The organism is Pseudomonas sp. AU12215, from assembly GCF_001675465.2.
Lineage (GTDB): Bacteria > Pseudomonadota > Gammaproteobacteria > Pseudomonadales > Pseudomonadaceae > Pseudomonas > Pseudomonas nitroreducens.
In genome coordinates this window covers 77,243-91,524 of the sequence record NZ_MACM02000189.1, presented here as the reverse complement: position 1 = coordinate 91,524, position 14,282 = coordinate 77,243, and the positions used below count along the sequence as shown (strand labels likewise).

14 protein-coding genes are annotated in these 14,282 nt (G+C 67.1%); 10 read left to right on the top strand and 4 right to left on the bottom strand.

Annotated features, from left to right (window positions below; all coding sequences use genetic code 11):
- Positions 1 to 214: 214 nt before the first annotated feature.
- Positions 215 to 979: an ABC transporter substrate-binding protein gene (locus tag A9513_RS33735; protein WP_024764636.1), complete on the bottom strand. Its 765-nt coding sequence runs from the start codon at positions 977 to 979 to the stop codon at positions 215 to 217.
- 104 nt (positions 980 to 1,083) lie between these two features.
- Positions 1,084 to 2,166 carry an endonuclease/exonuclease/phosphatase family protein gene (locus A9513_RS33730; protein ID WP_065086618.1) on the bottom strand — a complete coding sequence of 361 codons (1,083 nt, stop codon included), beginning with the start codon at positions 2,164 to 2,166 and terminating at the stop codon, positions 1,084 to 1,086.
- Positions 2,167 to 2,317: 151 nt separating this feature from the next.
- On the opposite strand from A9513_RS33730, the gene A9513_RS33725 reads away from it, so the two are divergent.
- Positions 2,318 to 3,154 carry an SDR family oxidoreductase gene (locus A9513_RS33725; RefSeq protein ID WP_038803592.1) on the top strand — a complete coding sequence of 279 codons (837 nt, stop codon included), beginning with the start codon at positions 2,318 to 2,320 and terminating at the stop codon, positions 3,152 to 3,154.
- A gap of 204 nt (positions 3,155 to 3,358) precedes the next feature.
- Here the strand turns inward: A9513_RS33725 and A9513_RS33720 are convergent, their stop codons facing one another.
- Together A9513_RS33720 and A9513_RS33715 are read right to left on the bottom strand one after the other, a co-directional pair.
- Positions 3,359 to 3,790 (bottom strand): VOC family protein, encoded by a 432-nt coding sequence (locus A9513_RS33720; RefSeq protein ID WP_065086617.1) that lies wholly within the window; start codon positions 3,788 to 3,790, stop codon positions 3,359 to 3,361.
- Positions 3,791 to 3,878: 88 nt separating this feature from the next.
- Complete coding sequence (locus tag A9513_RS33715; protein WP_038803593.1) at positions 3,879 to 4,529, bottom strand: YciC family protein; 651 nt, start codon at positions 4,527 to 4,529, stop codon at positions 3,879 to 3,881.
- Between the two features lie 159 nt (positions 4,530 to 4,688).
- Here A9513_RS33715 and A9513_RS33710 point away from each other — a divergent pair, with 159 nt between their 5' ends.
- The 9 genes from A9513_RS33710 to A9513_RS33670 all read left to right on the top strand — a co-directional run bounded on the left by A9513_RS33710 (position 4,689) and on the right by A9513_RS33670 (position 14,279).
- On the top strand, positions 4,689 to 5,432 hold the full coding sequence (locus A9513_RS33710) for a DUF2076 domain-containing protein (protein WP_065086616.1): 744 nt from the start codon (positions 4,689 to 4,691) through the stop codon (positions 5,430 to 5,432).
- An 80-nt stretch (positions 5,433 to 5,512) separates the two neighbouring features.
- A complete protein-coding gene (locus A9513_RS33705) occupies positions 5,513 to 5,989 on the top strand; it encodes an NYN domain-containing protein (RefSeq protein WP_024764639.1) in 477 nt (158 codons plus the stop codon).
- A gap of 50 nt (positions 5,990 to 6,039) precedes the next feature.
- Positions 6,040 to 7,422: a DEAD/DEAH box helicase gene (locus A9513_RS33700; protein WP_065086615.1), complete on the top strand. Its 1,383-nt coding sequence runs from the start codon at positions 6,040 to 6,042 to the stop codon at positions 7,420 to 7,422.
- 169 nt (positions 7,423 to 7,591) lie between these two features.
- Positions 7,592 to 8,410 carry a LuxR C-terminal-related transcriptional regulator gene (locus A9513_RS33695; protein WP_024764640.1) on the top strand — a complete coding sequence of 273 codons (819 nt, stop codon included), beginning with the start codon at positions 7,592 to 7,594 and terminating at the stop codon, positions 8,408 to 8,410.
- 235 nt (positions 8,411 to 8,645) lie between these two features.
- The gene (locus A9513_RS33690; protein ID WP_065086614.1) at positions 8,646 to 9,761 is read left to right on the top strand and encodes an ABC transporter ATP-binding protein; all 1,116 of its coding nucleotides are present in this window, start codon (positions 8,646 to 8,648) and stop codon (positions 9,759 to 9,761) included.
- A 50-nt stretch (positions 9,762 to 9,811) separates the two neighbouring features.
- Complete coding sequence (locus tag A9513_RS33685) at positions 9,812 to 10,954, top strand: PotD/PotF family extracellular solute-binding protein (RefSeq protein ID WP_038803595.1); 1,143 nt, start codon at positions 9,812 to 9,814, stop codon at positions 10,952 to 10,954.
- 95 nt (positions 10,955 to 11,049) lie between these two features.
- The gene (locus tag A9513_RS33680; protein ID WP_024764642.1) at positions 11,050 to 11,961 is read left to right on the top strand and encodes an ABC transporter permease; all 912 of its coding nucleotides are present in this window, start codon (positions 11,050 to 11,052) and stop codon (positions 11,959 to 11,961) included.
- Between the two features lies 1 nt (position 11,962).
- Positions 11,963 to 12,781, top strand: coding sequence for an ABC transporter permease (locus A9513_RS33675; RefSeq protein ID WP_024764643.1), 819 nt, complete (start codon positions 11,963 to 11,965; stop codon positions 12,779 to 12,781).
- A gap of 25 nt (positions 12,782 to 12,806) precedes the next feature.
- The gene (locus tag A9513_RS33670; protein WP_065086613.1) at positions 12,807 to 14,279 is read left to right on the top strand and encodes an aldehyde dehydrogenase family protein; all 1,473 of its coding nucleotides are present in this window, start codon (positions 12,807 to 12,809) and stop codon (positions 14,277 to 14,279) included.
- The last annotated feature ends 3 nt before the right edge of the window (positions 14,280 to 14,282 follow it).

The following is a 14,282-nucleotide window of genomic DNA, read 5'->3' as shown; positions in this document are numbered from 1 at the left end:
CCAGAGGGAGAGGGAGCCGCCCGTGCCGGCGGGCACCAAGGTTTCATCCTGCACCGAACGGTCCCCTCTCCCTCTGGGAGAGGGTGAGGGCTGATCCGAGTACAGGACTGTCGGGTAGGAGCGGATTCATCCGCGATGTTTCTGTGCGAAGCGGAGCCGATCGCGGACGGAGTCCGCTTGTGTCTGCGGACCTACGCGATAGCGGTCTTCCCGGTCAGGGCAATTTCATCTCGTAACCTGCCGCCTGCAATTCGTCGTAGGCATGGTCCAGCTGTGCGCGCAGCCCTTCGGCGTCGGGCGCGTGGCGCGAGACGATCAGCTTGGTCGGCACGCTGTACAGGTTGTCGAAGGCCAGTGGCGCCATGTTGAGCTCCCGGCGCGCCTGCTCTACCGGCGTCTGGTAGTCGATCAGGTAGTCGCCGCGACCGCGTTCGAGCATCTGCAGCGCCGCGGTGTGGGTGCTGGTGCGGTGCAGCTCCAGCTTCAGCGCCGGGTCGGCGAGCAGGTCGGTGATCGGTCGCCAGTAGCTGTAGCCGCTGATGAGGATGACCCGGCTGCCGGTCAGGCCGCCGGGCACTTCGGGCGAGGGCCGCGAGGGCAGGCGGTAGAGGTTCAGCTCGACGTGGCCCAGCACTCGCTCGCACTCCAGCGTGCTGCCCGCCAGTTCCTGCTTGCCGGGTGCGCCGGCCCAGAGCTGCACGCTGCCGTCCTGCAGGCCCAGGTACAGGCGGGCGCTGGGCAGCGGGCGGAAGTCGGCGCGGTAGCCGGCCTTGAGCAGGATGCGCCGGACCATTTCGGCACCGCTGCCGCGGGTGCTGCCATCCGGGGCGGTATAGGTGTAGGGCGGGAACTCGTAGTAGCCCACCGTCAGCGCCGGCACTGGATGCGGCAGGCGGTCGGCCAGCGTGGGCCGGTCGACGGCCAGGGCGTTGAGGCAGAGGAGGGCGAGGATCAGCCCGGCAAGACGGCGCAAATGCATGGATGGCCTGGGTGCTCGTTATCGTTTTTGTTCGAAGCGGGCCGAGCATGCGACTGCCGCCTCGCACTTGTCCAGCGTCCACCGGCGGCGTTATGCCGAAGCGCTCAGTGGGGCAGCAGGAAACGTGCGGAAAGCGGCAGGTGATTGGAGATGCGCAGGGTGTCGTGGGCGCGTACGCCGGCCTCCAGACGATTCAGGCTGGGGCTGTGGAACAGGTAGTCGAGGGTGCGGTCGGGTTTGTGCACGCGCGGATCGTTGGGGAAATGCGTGTACCAGTTCTCCTGGTCGGCGCCACTGGACTCTTCCACCGCCGGGATCACCGGGAAGCGCGCTGCCAGCAGGTTCAGTTCACTGTTGGCGCGATAGGGCGCGCGCAGCACTTCCGGCAGGTAGGGATACTGGCCAAGCGGCAGCAGGCCGAGATCGCCACCCAGCAGCCAGGGGCGGCCCGCGGCCTGCAGGGAGTTCAGCTGGGCCTCGACGGCTTCCACCTGGCGCTGCGGGGTGTCGTCGCCGTTGGGGCGTTCCAGGCGCGTGTTGATCACGCTGAGCTGGCCGCCACCGCGGATCGGCAGGTCGCTCTGCAACAGCGCCGGTTGCGGGGCGAACAGATGCAGCAGCGGGATGGATGAACGCTGCGGCAGGGCGATGCGCTCGCTGCTGGCGATCTGGAAGCGGCTGAAGGTCACCAGCTTGCGCCCGGCGCTACCGAACACATGGGGATTGGGATCGAAGCGTGCCTTCCAGTCGAAGGCGGCGCTGGAGCAGGGATAAAGGTCGGCCAGGCGGTCGCCGATCAGCGCCTGCTGGTCCTGCTTGCCGGTGGCGGCGGCGCCGTCGTCCACTTCCTGCAGCAGGACGATGTCCGGAGCCTCGTCGCGGATCACCCGTACCACCTCGTCGAGGCTGTAGGCGATGTCTTCGGGGCTGGGGCTGTCGTCCGGGCCAGTGGTGTCGGGCAGGTCGTCCCAGAAGATGTAGCGCTTGCCGGCCAGGTACTGGACGTTCCAGGTCATCACCTTCAGTGCCTGGCCCGGCTGCAGTTGCGGCGCGGGCGCGCGGCACTGGGCGGCGACGCTTTCGCGCTCGGCGGGGTGCCAGGCCAGCAGCCAGGCGGCGGCGGAGAGGGCGAGCAGCAGGACGATGAACAGCAGGAACAGGGCGCGACGGCGAAGCGAGAGGCTCATGGGTAACCAGGGGCTATGCTTGTTGGGACCAGAGGATAGTGGCTGTGACTTCGTATTTCATCTCTGTGTTTAGTGTGGGAATAATCCTGAAACCTTGTGAGACGTAGTTCGCAGGATGCTGTTTCGCACCCGCGCGCTCCGGGAGGCTGCCATGTCGAGCAAGCTCTTCTCCCATCCCGTCTACCGACGCAAGGTGGTGCTGGTCAGCGGCGGCTGCTCCGGCATCGGCCGCGCCCTGGTGCTGCGCTTCGCCCGGGCCGGGGCCCATCCGGTGATCCTCGACCTTGACCAGGCGGCGCTGGACAGCCTGGTGCAGCACCTGCGCGAACACCTGAACGTCGAGGCCCTTGGCCTGCGCTGCGACATCGCCGATGCCGAGGCGGTGCAGCGCTCGGTGGCACTGGCGGTCGAGCGCTTCGGCGGCATCGACGTGCTGGTGAACAACGCCGGCATCACCCACCGCAGCCTGTTCATCGAGACCGAGCTGGCAGTCTTCCGCCGGGTGATGGCGGTGAATTTCTACGGCGCGCTGCACTGCACCCAGGCGGCCTTGCCCAGCCTGCTGGCGCGGCATGGGCAGATCGTCGTGCTCAGTTCGTTGACCGGCTTCGCGCCGCTGCTCTACCGCAGCGCCTACAACGCCAGCAAGCATGCGCTGCACGGCCTGTTCGACACGTTGCGCATGGAGCTGGACGGCACCGGTGTGGCAATCACCCTGGCATGCCCCGGCTTCACTGCCACCGACCTGCGCAAGAACGCGCTGGTGGGCGACGGCTCGGTTATCCGCCAGCCGGCGCTGGTGCTGGGCGCGGAGGTCGCCTCGCCGCGCGACGTGGCCGAGGCGATCTACCAGGGCGCATTGCGCCGCCGGCGGTTGCTGGTGCTGTCCAACGTCAACTGGCGGGCGAGGCTGCTGGCGCGCTTCTTCCCGCGGCTGTTCGAGAAGCTGCTGGTACCGAAGATGTCGGGGCTCAGGCCGGGAAACTGAATGTCCGGGGGCGCTTGCTCCCTCTCCCTTCGGAGCGGGGCGCGCAGCCAGGGTTGGGGAGAGGGCACTCCCCGTGGAACTGCATTGCCGGGCATGAGCCCGTCCCCTCCCTAACCCTCCCCCGCAAGCGGGAGAGGGGACCATTGGGCAGAACGATGAACACAGCGGCCAGCCGGAAATGCCCTTGACGAAGATCGGTTCAGATCAATGCGAGTGCGTGTCGAAACCACCGCCTGCCAGCGCCATGTCCCAGAACGACGCCTCGATCTTGTGCCCGTCCAGGTCGCGGATGAAGCAGCCGTAGTACGGATCGCCATAGAGCGGGCGCGGGCCGGGGGCGCCCTCGTCGGTGGCGCCGGCGGCTATCGCGGCGCGATAGAACGCGTCCACTTCCTCGCGGGAATTGGCCATGAAGCCGAAGTGCGTGCCGTTGCCGACGCTGGCGGGGCGCCCGTCGATGGGCGTCTGCAGCCAGAACTCCGGGAAGGCGCGGCCGTAGGCCACCGCGCCAGGGTGCTCCATGATCTGTTGGCAGCCCAGGGTGGGCAGCACGGCGTCGTAAAACGCCTTGGCGCGCGGGTAGTCGTTGGTGCCGATGGAAATGTGCGAGAGGCAGCTGGGCGGGAAGTCGCTCACGGCGAGTCTCCATACTCGGGGAAAGGAGACTCCAGCGTAGAACCCCGGCGCTCGACGTGCCGGGGGATTTGTTGCGACTTGCTGCCGCTCAGGCGGCCTCGCGGCCAAGCAGGATGAAGATGCGGTAGGCGGCCACCGTCAGCAGCAGCTGGAAGAACCCGCTCAGCGAGTGCAGCGCGACGCTGAGTACCGGCGCGTCCTGGCCGGCCTCGGTGATCCAGCCTTCGGCGATCCACACCGGCGCGAGGATGGCCAGGGAGGTGATCAGCAGCAGGAAGAAATGCCCGGTGGTCAGGCTGAAGCTCTCGCGCATCGCGTCGATGGGCGCGCGGCCGCGCTGCACCAGGAGGAATTCGGCGAAGGCCAGCTTGATCATCACGAAGATGCCCGGCAGCACCATCAGGTACAGGCCGATCACGATCAGCAGCGAGGTGATCGCCGAGAGCAGGGCGAAAGCTGGCCACAGGCGCAACGCTGCGCTCCACAGTTCGCGCACGCTGCGCTCGATACCTTCGCCCGCGTCGATCATGTAGAGGATCAGGCTGGCGGTGTAGATCGGGTAGAACACCAGGCCCGCGGCCATGCCCCAGGGCGCGATGTTCTGCGAGCCGGCGGCGACGTTGATTTGCTGCTGCACCAGCGTCTCGATGACGATCCACGGCAGGCACAGCGGCACCAGGGTGCCCAGATGACGGGAGAAGAAGAACCAGGTGTCGCGGAGGATGGAAAGGGGATTCATCAGTAACCCGATACTGTCCGAGGGCTTCGACTCTAACTTAAGCAAACCCTCAGATAGAAGGCGCAAGAATTCTGTGACCGGAACTTGTTTTTTTCCGACCCGATCCAATGTTTCGCTTCAGCGATCCGTTTTGATTCACCCGCTCACTCGAGGCCTGTCATGAATTCCGAAGAGCAATCCCTGATCGATGGTCTGTTCACCCGCCTGCGTGACGCCGAGTCGCAGACCGCGCCCCGTGACGCCGACGCCGAGGCACAGATCAACAGGCACCTGGTGCAGCAGCCGGCCGCGCCCTACTACATGGCCCAGGCGATGCTGATCCAGGAAGCGGCGATCAAACGCCTGGACCAGCGCGTCAAGGAACTCGAAGCGCAGCAGGCCAGGGCTCAGGAGCAGCGCCCGAGCAGCGGCGGCTTCCTCGCCGGGCTGTTCGGCGGCGGCCAGAGCCAGGAGCAGCGCCCGGCGCAACCGCAGCAGCGCCCGGACGGCTGGGGCCAGACGCGTTTCTCCCAGCCCGGCGGCAATGCGGCGTACGCCAACAATCCTGCGGCCGGCAATCCCAACGACTTCCGCCCCGCACAGCCGGCGCAAGCCGCACCGCAGGGCGGTGGCTTCATGCGCGGTGCGCTGCAGACCGCCGCGGGCGTGGCCGGCGGGGTGATGGTGGCGGACCTGCTGACCAGCATGTTCCACCACAACCAGCCGCAGGAAATCGTCGAAGTGATCCAGGAGCAGCCGGTGCAGCCGGAACCTTCCAGCTTCGACGACTCGCGGACGGACGACTCCTTTGGCGGCGGCGACCGCTATGCCGACAGCAACTTCAGTGACGCCAACTACGACGACGGTGGCAGCTTCGGCGACGACTCCGGCTTCTTCGGCGACGACGGCGACATGTTCAGCTGAGCCGCCCGCCCACCGGGACTGGCGGGGGCGCGCCGCTGTGCCGATAATGCGCCCCCGCTGTTCGAGTCCCGGAGTCACCGTTGAAGACCATCGCCCTGTTCGCCGACGTGCAGAACCTCTACTACACCGTGCGTCAGGCCTACGGCTGCCACTTCAACTACGCCGCCCTATGGGCCGAGCTGAGCGCCCAGGGCAACATCGTCCAGGCCTACGCCTATGCCATCGACCGGGGTGACGCGAAGCAGCAGCAGTTCCAGCAGATCCTGCGCAAGCTCGGCTTCACCGTGAAGCTCAAGCCCTACATCCAGCGCGCCGACGGCTCGGCCAAGGGCGACTGGGACGTGGGCATCACCATCGATATCCTCGACGCCGCGCCGAATGTGGACGAAGTCGTGCTGGCTTCCGGCGACGGTGACTTCGACCTGCTCCTGGACCGCGTCCGCGCCGGCGGCACCGATGCCACCGCTTACGGCGTGCCGGGCCTCACCGCCCAGGCGCTGATCCGCGCGGCCAGCCGCTATGTGCCCATCGAAGGCGCGCTGCTGCTGCGCTCCTGAGCCTTGCGGCTACAATGCCGCCCATTCCGAATTCGTATTGCGAGCGCTCCATGACCTTCGCCAACCTCGGCCTGATCGATCCCCTCCTGCGCGCCCTCGACGGGCTCGGCTACCAGAACCCGACGGCAGTGCAGGCCCAGGCCATTCCGGCCGTGCTCAAGGGCCGAGACCTGCTTGCCGCCGCGCAGACCGGTACCGGCAAGACCGCCGGTTTCGCACTGCCGTTGCTGCAGAAGCTCCTGCAGGAAGGTCACCAGGTGGCGGCCAACTCGATCGGCGCGCTGGTGCTGGTGCCGACCCGCGAGCTGGCCGAGCAGGTCCACGAGAGTTTCCGCGCTTACGGCCAGCATGTGCCGCTGCGCACTGCCGTGGCTTACGGCGGGGTCAGCATCAACCCGCAGATGATGAAGCTGCGCAAGGGCGTCGACGTACTGGTGGCCACGCCTGGTCGCCTGCTCGACCTGTACCGGCAGAACGCCCTGAAATTCACCCAGCTGCAGGCGCTGGTGCTGGACGAAGCCGACCGCATGCTCGACCTGGGCTTTGCCCGCGAGCTGGACGAGGTCTTCGCCGCGCTACCCAGGCGCCGGCAGACCCTGCTGTTTTCCGCAACCTTCTCCGACGCCATCCGCCAGATGGCCCGCGAGCTGCTGCGCGACCCGCTGACCATCGACGTGGCGCCGCGCAACACGGCGGCGAAGACGGTGAAGCAGCACCTGGTCACCGTCGACAAGAAGCGCAAGGCCGAGCTGTTCCTGCACCTGATGCGGGAGCAGGGTTGGCGCCAGGCCTTGGTGTTCGCCAAGACCCGCAAGGGCGTCGATGAACTGGTTGGCCTGTTGCAGAAAGCAGGCATCCGCGCCGACTCGATCCACGGCGACAAGCCGCAGCCATCGCGCCTGCGCGCGCTGGCGCGGTTCAAGGCCGGCGAAGTGGACTTCCTGATTGCCACCGACGTTGCTGCCCGCGGCCTGGATATCGAGGAAATGCCGCTGGTAGTCAACTTCGACCTGCCCATCGTCCCCGAAGACTACGTGCACCGCATCGGCCGTACCGGTCGCGCCGGCGCCAGCGGGCAGGCGATCTCGCTGGTCTGCGCCGACGAAGTGCAGCAGCTGGCGGCCATCGAGACGCTGATCGGCCAGACCCTGCAGCGCCAGGAAGAAGATGGCTTCGAGGCGGAACACCGGGTGCCCGTCACCGCCCCCGGCGGCCAGATAACCAAAAAACCGAAGAAGCCCAAGCAATCCAAGGTGCTCGAAGGCAAACCGGGCAAGGTCCACCTGGGCTCGCTGCTGGACGACAAGCCGCAGGTCAAGGCGGTGCGCAAGGCGCCGGGGTTCGGCCTTGGCGGCAAACCGGCAGGTGGCAAGCCGTCTTCTGGAAAACTCTCTTCTGGAAAGCCGGCCGGCAAGGGCGGTCGCCGCCCCTGAGCCGTTAAGGCGCGCGCCTGCTTCATCACGGTGCGCCGCCGAGGGCTGAGTCGGGGCTTTCCCCAGGCGTGGCGGGGTCTTGTGGGGTGTGGCGCAAAAGCTGCATTTCCGTGTGGAATCCCGAACGCCTATAGTGTGCCCATCGCGCACACAACAAGAACGACAGCCCATGCGCCACAAGGAACTCAAAGCCTGGACCGGCGGAGTCGCCCATCTGCTCCCGCTGGCCGCCGGTCGTCCGCGCCTGCTCGGCCTCAGCCAATGGCTGCAACAGGTCTGTGCGGTGGATAACTTCGTGCTCTTCGTCTACGAAGGCAACCACCGCCCACTGGACCTGTTCGACACCTTCCCGGCCGACATCCGCCACGTCTACGTCGAGGACTACCAAGTCGGCCCCTACCTGCTCGATCCCTTCTACCTCGCCTGCACCCGCCACCAGGCGCCGGGGCTGTGGCGCCTGCGGCAGTTCGCGCCGGACCACTTCTACGTGGGCGAGTACTACCAGACCTACTACCAGCAGACCGGCCTGACCGAGGAGATCGCCTTCTTCGTCGACCTGGCCGACGGCGCCACCGCCGTGCTCTCGCTGATGCGCAAGACCTCGAGCCCCGCCTACAGCCGCGACGAGATGCAGCTGCTCGAATGTGCGCGGCCGGTGGTCGAGCAGGTGGTGCGCGAAGCCTGGGAACTGCGCCGCGCGCAGCCGCGTCCGGCGCAGGACCTGGACTACCAGATCCGCGAGGCCTTCGACCAGTTCGGCGCCCAGCTGCTCACGCCCCGCGAGCAGGAGATCGTCCAGCTGCTGCTGCGCGGCCACTCCAGCGCCTCGGTAGCGGAGCAGCTGGATATCAGCCCAGGCACGGTGAAGATCCACCGCAAGAACATCTACGCCAAGCTCGGCATCGGCAGCCAGTCGGAGCTGCTCGGGCTGTTCATCCGCGAGTTGGCCGGACGCGATGTGGCGGGTGGGATGCGCGCAGCCGGCTGAACCGGGTAGCTCTTTTGTAGGAGCGAGCTTGCTCGCGAACGGGCTCCCCGATAACTCCGGCGCTGGGCGATTCGCGAGCAAGGGCCGGGCGCCCCCTCGGTCCTGCAGGGGATTTCTGTCCCGCGATCGCGCGCCGAGAGAACCAATCCCGCCATCTATCCCCCGAGGGATATATACACCCCGAAAGCCCCATTGCTAGCGTGACCACCAACAAGAACAAGGTGGGAGCGCGGTGATGGAAAGCGGTCAGGATGTCGATATCGAGTTCCGTAACGTGGTCAAGCGCTATGGCAGCGTGCCGGCGGTCAACGGGCTGAGCTTCAAGGTCAAGCGCGGCGCTTTCCATTCCTTCCTCGGCAGCTCCGGCTGCGGCAAGACGACCACCCTGCGGATGATCGCCGGCTTCGAGCAGCCCAGCGAAGGCGAGGTCCTGCTGGCCGGCCAGGCGGTGGCAGGGGTGCCGGCGCACCAGCGTGCGGTGAACATGGTGTTCCAGCACTACGCGCTGTTCCCGCACCTGACGGTGGCCGAGAACATCGCCTACGGCCTGCGCTATCGCACGCCGCGCCCGGACCGCGCGCAGCAGCGTCGCATGGCTGACGAGGCGCTGGAGATGGTGCGTCTGTCCGGCTTCGGCACACGCAAGCCCCACGAGCTTTCCGGCGGCCAGCAGCAGCGCGTGGCGCTGGCCCGCGCGCTGGTGAACAAGCCCACCGTGCTGCTGCTCGACGAGCCGCTGGCGGCGCTGGACCGCAAGCTGCGCAAGGAGATGCAGTCGGAACTGCTGCGCCTGCAGCGCGAGGTCGGCATCACCTTCGTGCTGGTCACCCACGACCAGGAAGAAGCGCTGTCGATGAGCGACAGCATCAGCATCATGAAGGACGGCCTGATCATCCAGACCGCCACCCCCGAGGCGCTCTACGAGACCCCGGCGAGCCGCTACGTGGCGGACTTTATCGGCGAGTCCAACCTGTTCGCCGGCACCGTCCGCCGCCTCGATTCCGGCCGTGTGGTGCTGGGCACGCCGGCCGGGCTGGAACTGAGCAGCCCGCCGACACCCACCGGTCCCTCGCTCTCGCCCCAGGCCGAAGGCTGCATCGCCGTGCGCCCCGAACTGGTCGGCATCGCCGCCGCCGATTCGGAGCTGCAGCGCGAAGTGCGCCTGAAGGGCCGCGTCGAAGACCGCATCTACCTGGGCAACCTCACCGAATACCGCGTGCGCACCGACGCCTTCGGCATTGTTTGCGTGCGCGTGCCGCGCAAGGCCGGCGGCGAGGCGGAAGCCTTCGAGCACGGCGCGCCGGTGCAGGTCGGCTGGAACCAGGCCAGCGGCTTGGCCATGGCGCTCTGAAAACGATCCAATCCTAACCAGAAAAATCAGCAGACAGGCGGGGAGTGACGATGGACAAGAAGAACTTCATCAAGACGATGCGCAGCTGGGAAAACGGCTCCATCACGCGGCGCGATTTCCTCGGCAAGACCGGCCTCGGCCTGGCGATGGCGGTGGTCGCCGCCAACACTCCCGGTCTGCTGACCGGCAAGGCCTACGCGGCCGAGGGCAGCAATATCGGCGACCGTCTGGCCCTGGCCACCTGGCCGAACTACCACAGCCAGGAGAACTTCGACGCCTTCGCCAAGGCCACTGGCGCCCGCGTACAGATGAACGTGTTCGGCTCCAACGAGGAGATGCTCGCCAAGCTGCAGGCCGGCGGCAGCGGCTGGGACGTCTTCGTGCCGACCAACTACACCATCAGTACCTACGTGCAGCTCGGGCTGATCGAGCCGCTGGACCTCTCGCGCATCCCCAACTTCGACCCCAAGGCCTTCGAGGAACGCTTCATGGCCCAGGGCACGGTGGACGGCAAGGTCTACGCGGTGCCGAAGAACTGGGGTACCACCGGTATCGTCTACGACGCCAGCCGCGTGAAGGGCAGCCCGGATTCCTGGAAACAGTTCTGGGACCTCACCCTGACCAGCGCCTCGGGCCGCACCATCGTCCACGACTACCAGCTCACCGCCATCGGCAACGCGCTCAAGTACTACGGCTACAGCTTCAACTCGCTGGACCCGAAGGAGCTGGCTGAGGCCGAGAAGCTGCTGATCCAGGCCAAGCCGCACCTGTTCGCGATCAACTCCGACATCCAGCCCTCGCTGCGCAACGGCGATGCCTGGATGGCCATGGCCTGGACCGGCGATGCTTCCCAACTGCACCGCGACAACCCGGACATGACCTTCGTGCTGGGCAAGGAGGGCGGCGAGATCTGGAGCGACTTCTTCGCCATCCCCAAGAGCGCCGAGCACAAGGATGCCGCCTACGCCTTCATCAACTATCTGCTCGACCCGCCGCACAACAAGCTGGAGGTGCTCTCCCACGGCTACCCGAGCGGCGACAAACGCGTCGACGCGCTGCTCTCCAAGGAAATGCTCGACGACCCGATCATGTACCCGGCGGCCGAGCGTCTGTCGCCGCTGGAGTTCGGCGCCGCGGCGACCCTTACCAGCCCGGCGCGCGCCGAGCTGATGGCGCGGTTCAAGGCCGCCTGATCGGCAGCTTCAGCGTTTATGCGGAATGCGGCGGATAACGCTGGTGCGTTATTCGCCCTGCCGCGAAGGTCCGCTCCATGCGTAGGGAATCGAACATGAACATCGCTGTCAGCGCCCCGTTGCCGCAGACCCAGGCGACGCCCGCGGTTTCGCGCGCGAAAAGCCTCGGCCGGCGCGTCACGCTCCTGCTGCTCCTGCCGTCCACTCTGTGGTTCCTGCTACTGCTGCTGATGCCGCTGGTGATCATCCTGGTCTTCAGCTTCGGCGAACGCAGCGCCGTGGGTGGTTATGGCGGCGGGCTGACGCTGGAGAACTACCTGAACCTCGGTTCCCGCGCCCAGGCCTTCTGGAACACCCTGACCCTGGCGCCGCTGGGCACCCTGGCCTGCCTGCTGGCGGCCTACCCGCTGGCTTACTTCCTGGCGGTGAAGGTGCGACGCAACAAGTCGCTGCTGCTCACGCTGGTCATCGTGCCGTTCTGGACCAGCTTCCTGATCCGCACCTATGCCTGGATCTTCATCCTCAGCGGTCGCGGCATTCCCGCGCTGCTGGAGAGCTTCGGCATTGCCGACGTGCGGCTGATCAACACGCCCTACGCGGTGCTGATCGGCATCGTCTACGGCTACCTGCCGCTGATGGTGTTCCCCATCTACGTGACCCTGGAGAAGCTCGACAAACGCCTGCTGGAAGCCTCCGGCGACCTCGGCGCCAGCGCCTTCGAGACCTTCCGCCGGGTGACCCTGCCGCTCTCCGCGCCGGGGGTGATCACCGGGGTGATGCTGGTATTCATCCTGCTCATGGGCGAGTTCCTGATCCCGGCGATCCTTGGCGGCGGCAAGGTGTTCTTTGTCGGCAACGCGCTGGTCGACCTGTTCCTGCAATCGCGCAACTGGCCGTTCGGCAGCGCGGTGGCAATGACCCTGGTGGCGATGATGCTGGTGATCATCGGCGTCTACCTGAAACTCGTGGCGCGCTACGGCGGCTCACGCAACGACGGGGTGCTCTGACATGTGGCTGCGCAGTTACTCCACCTCGGTCTACCTGTTCCTCTATGCGCCCATCGCGCTGATCATGCTCTTCGCCTTCAACGCCGGGCGCAGCGGGCTGAGCTTCCAGTGCTGCTCGGTGCAGTGGTTCGGTCGCGCCTTCGGCAACCCGTTCATCATGGAAGCCCTGGGCAACAGCGCGCTGATCGCCTTCTGCTCGGCGCTGATCGCCACGCTGTTCGGCACCCTCGCGGTGTTCGGCCTGCAGCGGGTCGGCAAGCGCGTGCGCCTGCTGTTCGACGCGCTGACCTACTGCGCGATCATCGTGCCGGGCATCGTCATCGGCATCGCCACGCTGATTGCCTTCATCACCCTGTTCGACGTGGTGAATCCGCTGCTGGCGCTGCTGGATATCGGCCTGCCAAAACTCAACATGGGCTTCGGCACCGTGGTGGCAGCGCACTCGCTGTTCACCATGGCGCTGGTGATGGTGATCGTCCGCACCCGCGTCGAGGCGATGGACAAGTCGCTGCTGGAAGCCTCCGCCGATCTCTACGCGCCGCCGCTGGACACCTTCTGGCGCGTGACCTTGCCGCAGATCGCCCCGGCAATCCTCGCCGGCTTCCTGCTGGCGTTCACCTTCAGCTTCGACGACTTCATCATCGCCTTCTTCGTCGCCGGCTCGGAAACCACGCTGCCGATCTACATCTTCTCGTCGATCCGCCGCGGTATCACGCCGGAGATCAACGCCATCTCCACGGTGATCATCTGCGCCTCGCTGGCGCTGCTGTTCACCTCCCGCTACCTGCAGAACCGCCGCACCGGCGTTCAGGCCGCCTGAGGGCCGACTTCAAGGAGACTCGAGGATGCGCGACCAGCTCTACATCAACGGGCAGTGGGTCAGGCCGGACCTGGGCGGCCGCTTCACCAGCTACGACCCCGCCACCGGCCAGCCGCTGCATGAAGTGCCGGCGGCCACCGAGGAAGACGTCGACCACGCGGTGCGCGCGGCGCGTACAGCGTTCAACCGCGGCTGGGGACAGAGCCGCGGCAGCGAGCGTGCCGAATGGCTTGAAGCGCTGGCCGAGGGGCTCGCACGCAACCAGGATTCGCTGGCTGAACTGGAAGTGCGCGACAACGGCAAGCCGCTGCCCGAGGCGCAGTGGGATGTGGCCGACGCCATCGGCTGCTTCCGCTACTACGCCGAGCTGGCGCGGGAGCTGGACGAGCGCCAGGACCAGATTCTGGCGCTGCCCGACGAACGCTTTCGCTGCCGCATCCGCCAGGAACCGGTGGGCGTGGCCGGGCAGATCATCCCCTGGAACTACCCGCTGCTGATGGCGGCATGGAAGGTCGCGCCGGCGTTGGCGGCGGGCGCCACCTGTGTGCTCAAGCCGTCCGAGCTGACGCCGCTGAGCGCCCTGGAACTGGCCGCCGCGGCGGACGCCATCGGCTTGCCGGCCGGCGTGCTGAATGTGCTGCCGGGGCTGGGCGCGGAGGCCGGCGGGCCGCTGAGCCAGCATCCGGGCGTGGACAAGCTGGCCTTCACCGGCAGCGTGCCGACCGGCTCGCGGATCATGTCGGCGGCGGCCCAGGACATCAAGAACGTCAGCCTGGAGCTGGGCGGCAAGTCGGCCTTCATCGTCTTCGATGACAGCGATGTCGAGGCGGCGGTGGAGTGGATCCTGTTCGGCATCTTCTGGAACCAGGGCCAGGTGTGCAGCGCCACCTCGCGCCTGCTGGTGCAGGAGGGCATCGCCCCGCGCCTGATCGAGCGTCTGGTGGAAGCGACCCGCGCCATCAGCATCGGCAACGGCATGGAGCCGGGCGTGCTGCTCGGCCCGCTGGTCAGCCAGGGGCAGCACGAGAAGGTGCTCGGTTTCGTCGACAAGGGCCGCGCCGGCGGTGCCCGCCTGCTTACCGGCGGCAAGCGTCCCGCGGGGCTGGAGCAGGGCTGGTTCATGGAGCCTGCGATCTTCGACGAACCGGCCGAGGACGCGCTGATCTGGCGCGAGGAAATCTTCGGCCCGGTGCTCTGCGTGAAGCGCTTCAAGACCGAGGCCGAGGCCCTGCGCCTGGCCAACGACAGCCGCTTCGGCCTGGCCGGCGCGGTGATGTCCGGCGATCCGCAGCGCGCCGCGCGGGTGGCGGACGGGCTGCGTGCGGGGATCGTCTGGGTCAACTGCTCGCAACCCACCTTCACCCAGGCGCCCTGGGGTGGCATGAAGCACAGCGGCATCGGCCGCGAGCTGGGCGTGTGGGGGCTGGAGAACTACCTGGAGGTGAAGCAGGTGACCGAGTACATCTCCGACCAGCCCTGGGGCTGGTACCTGAAGTAGGGG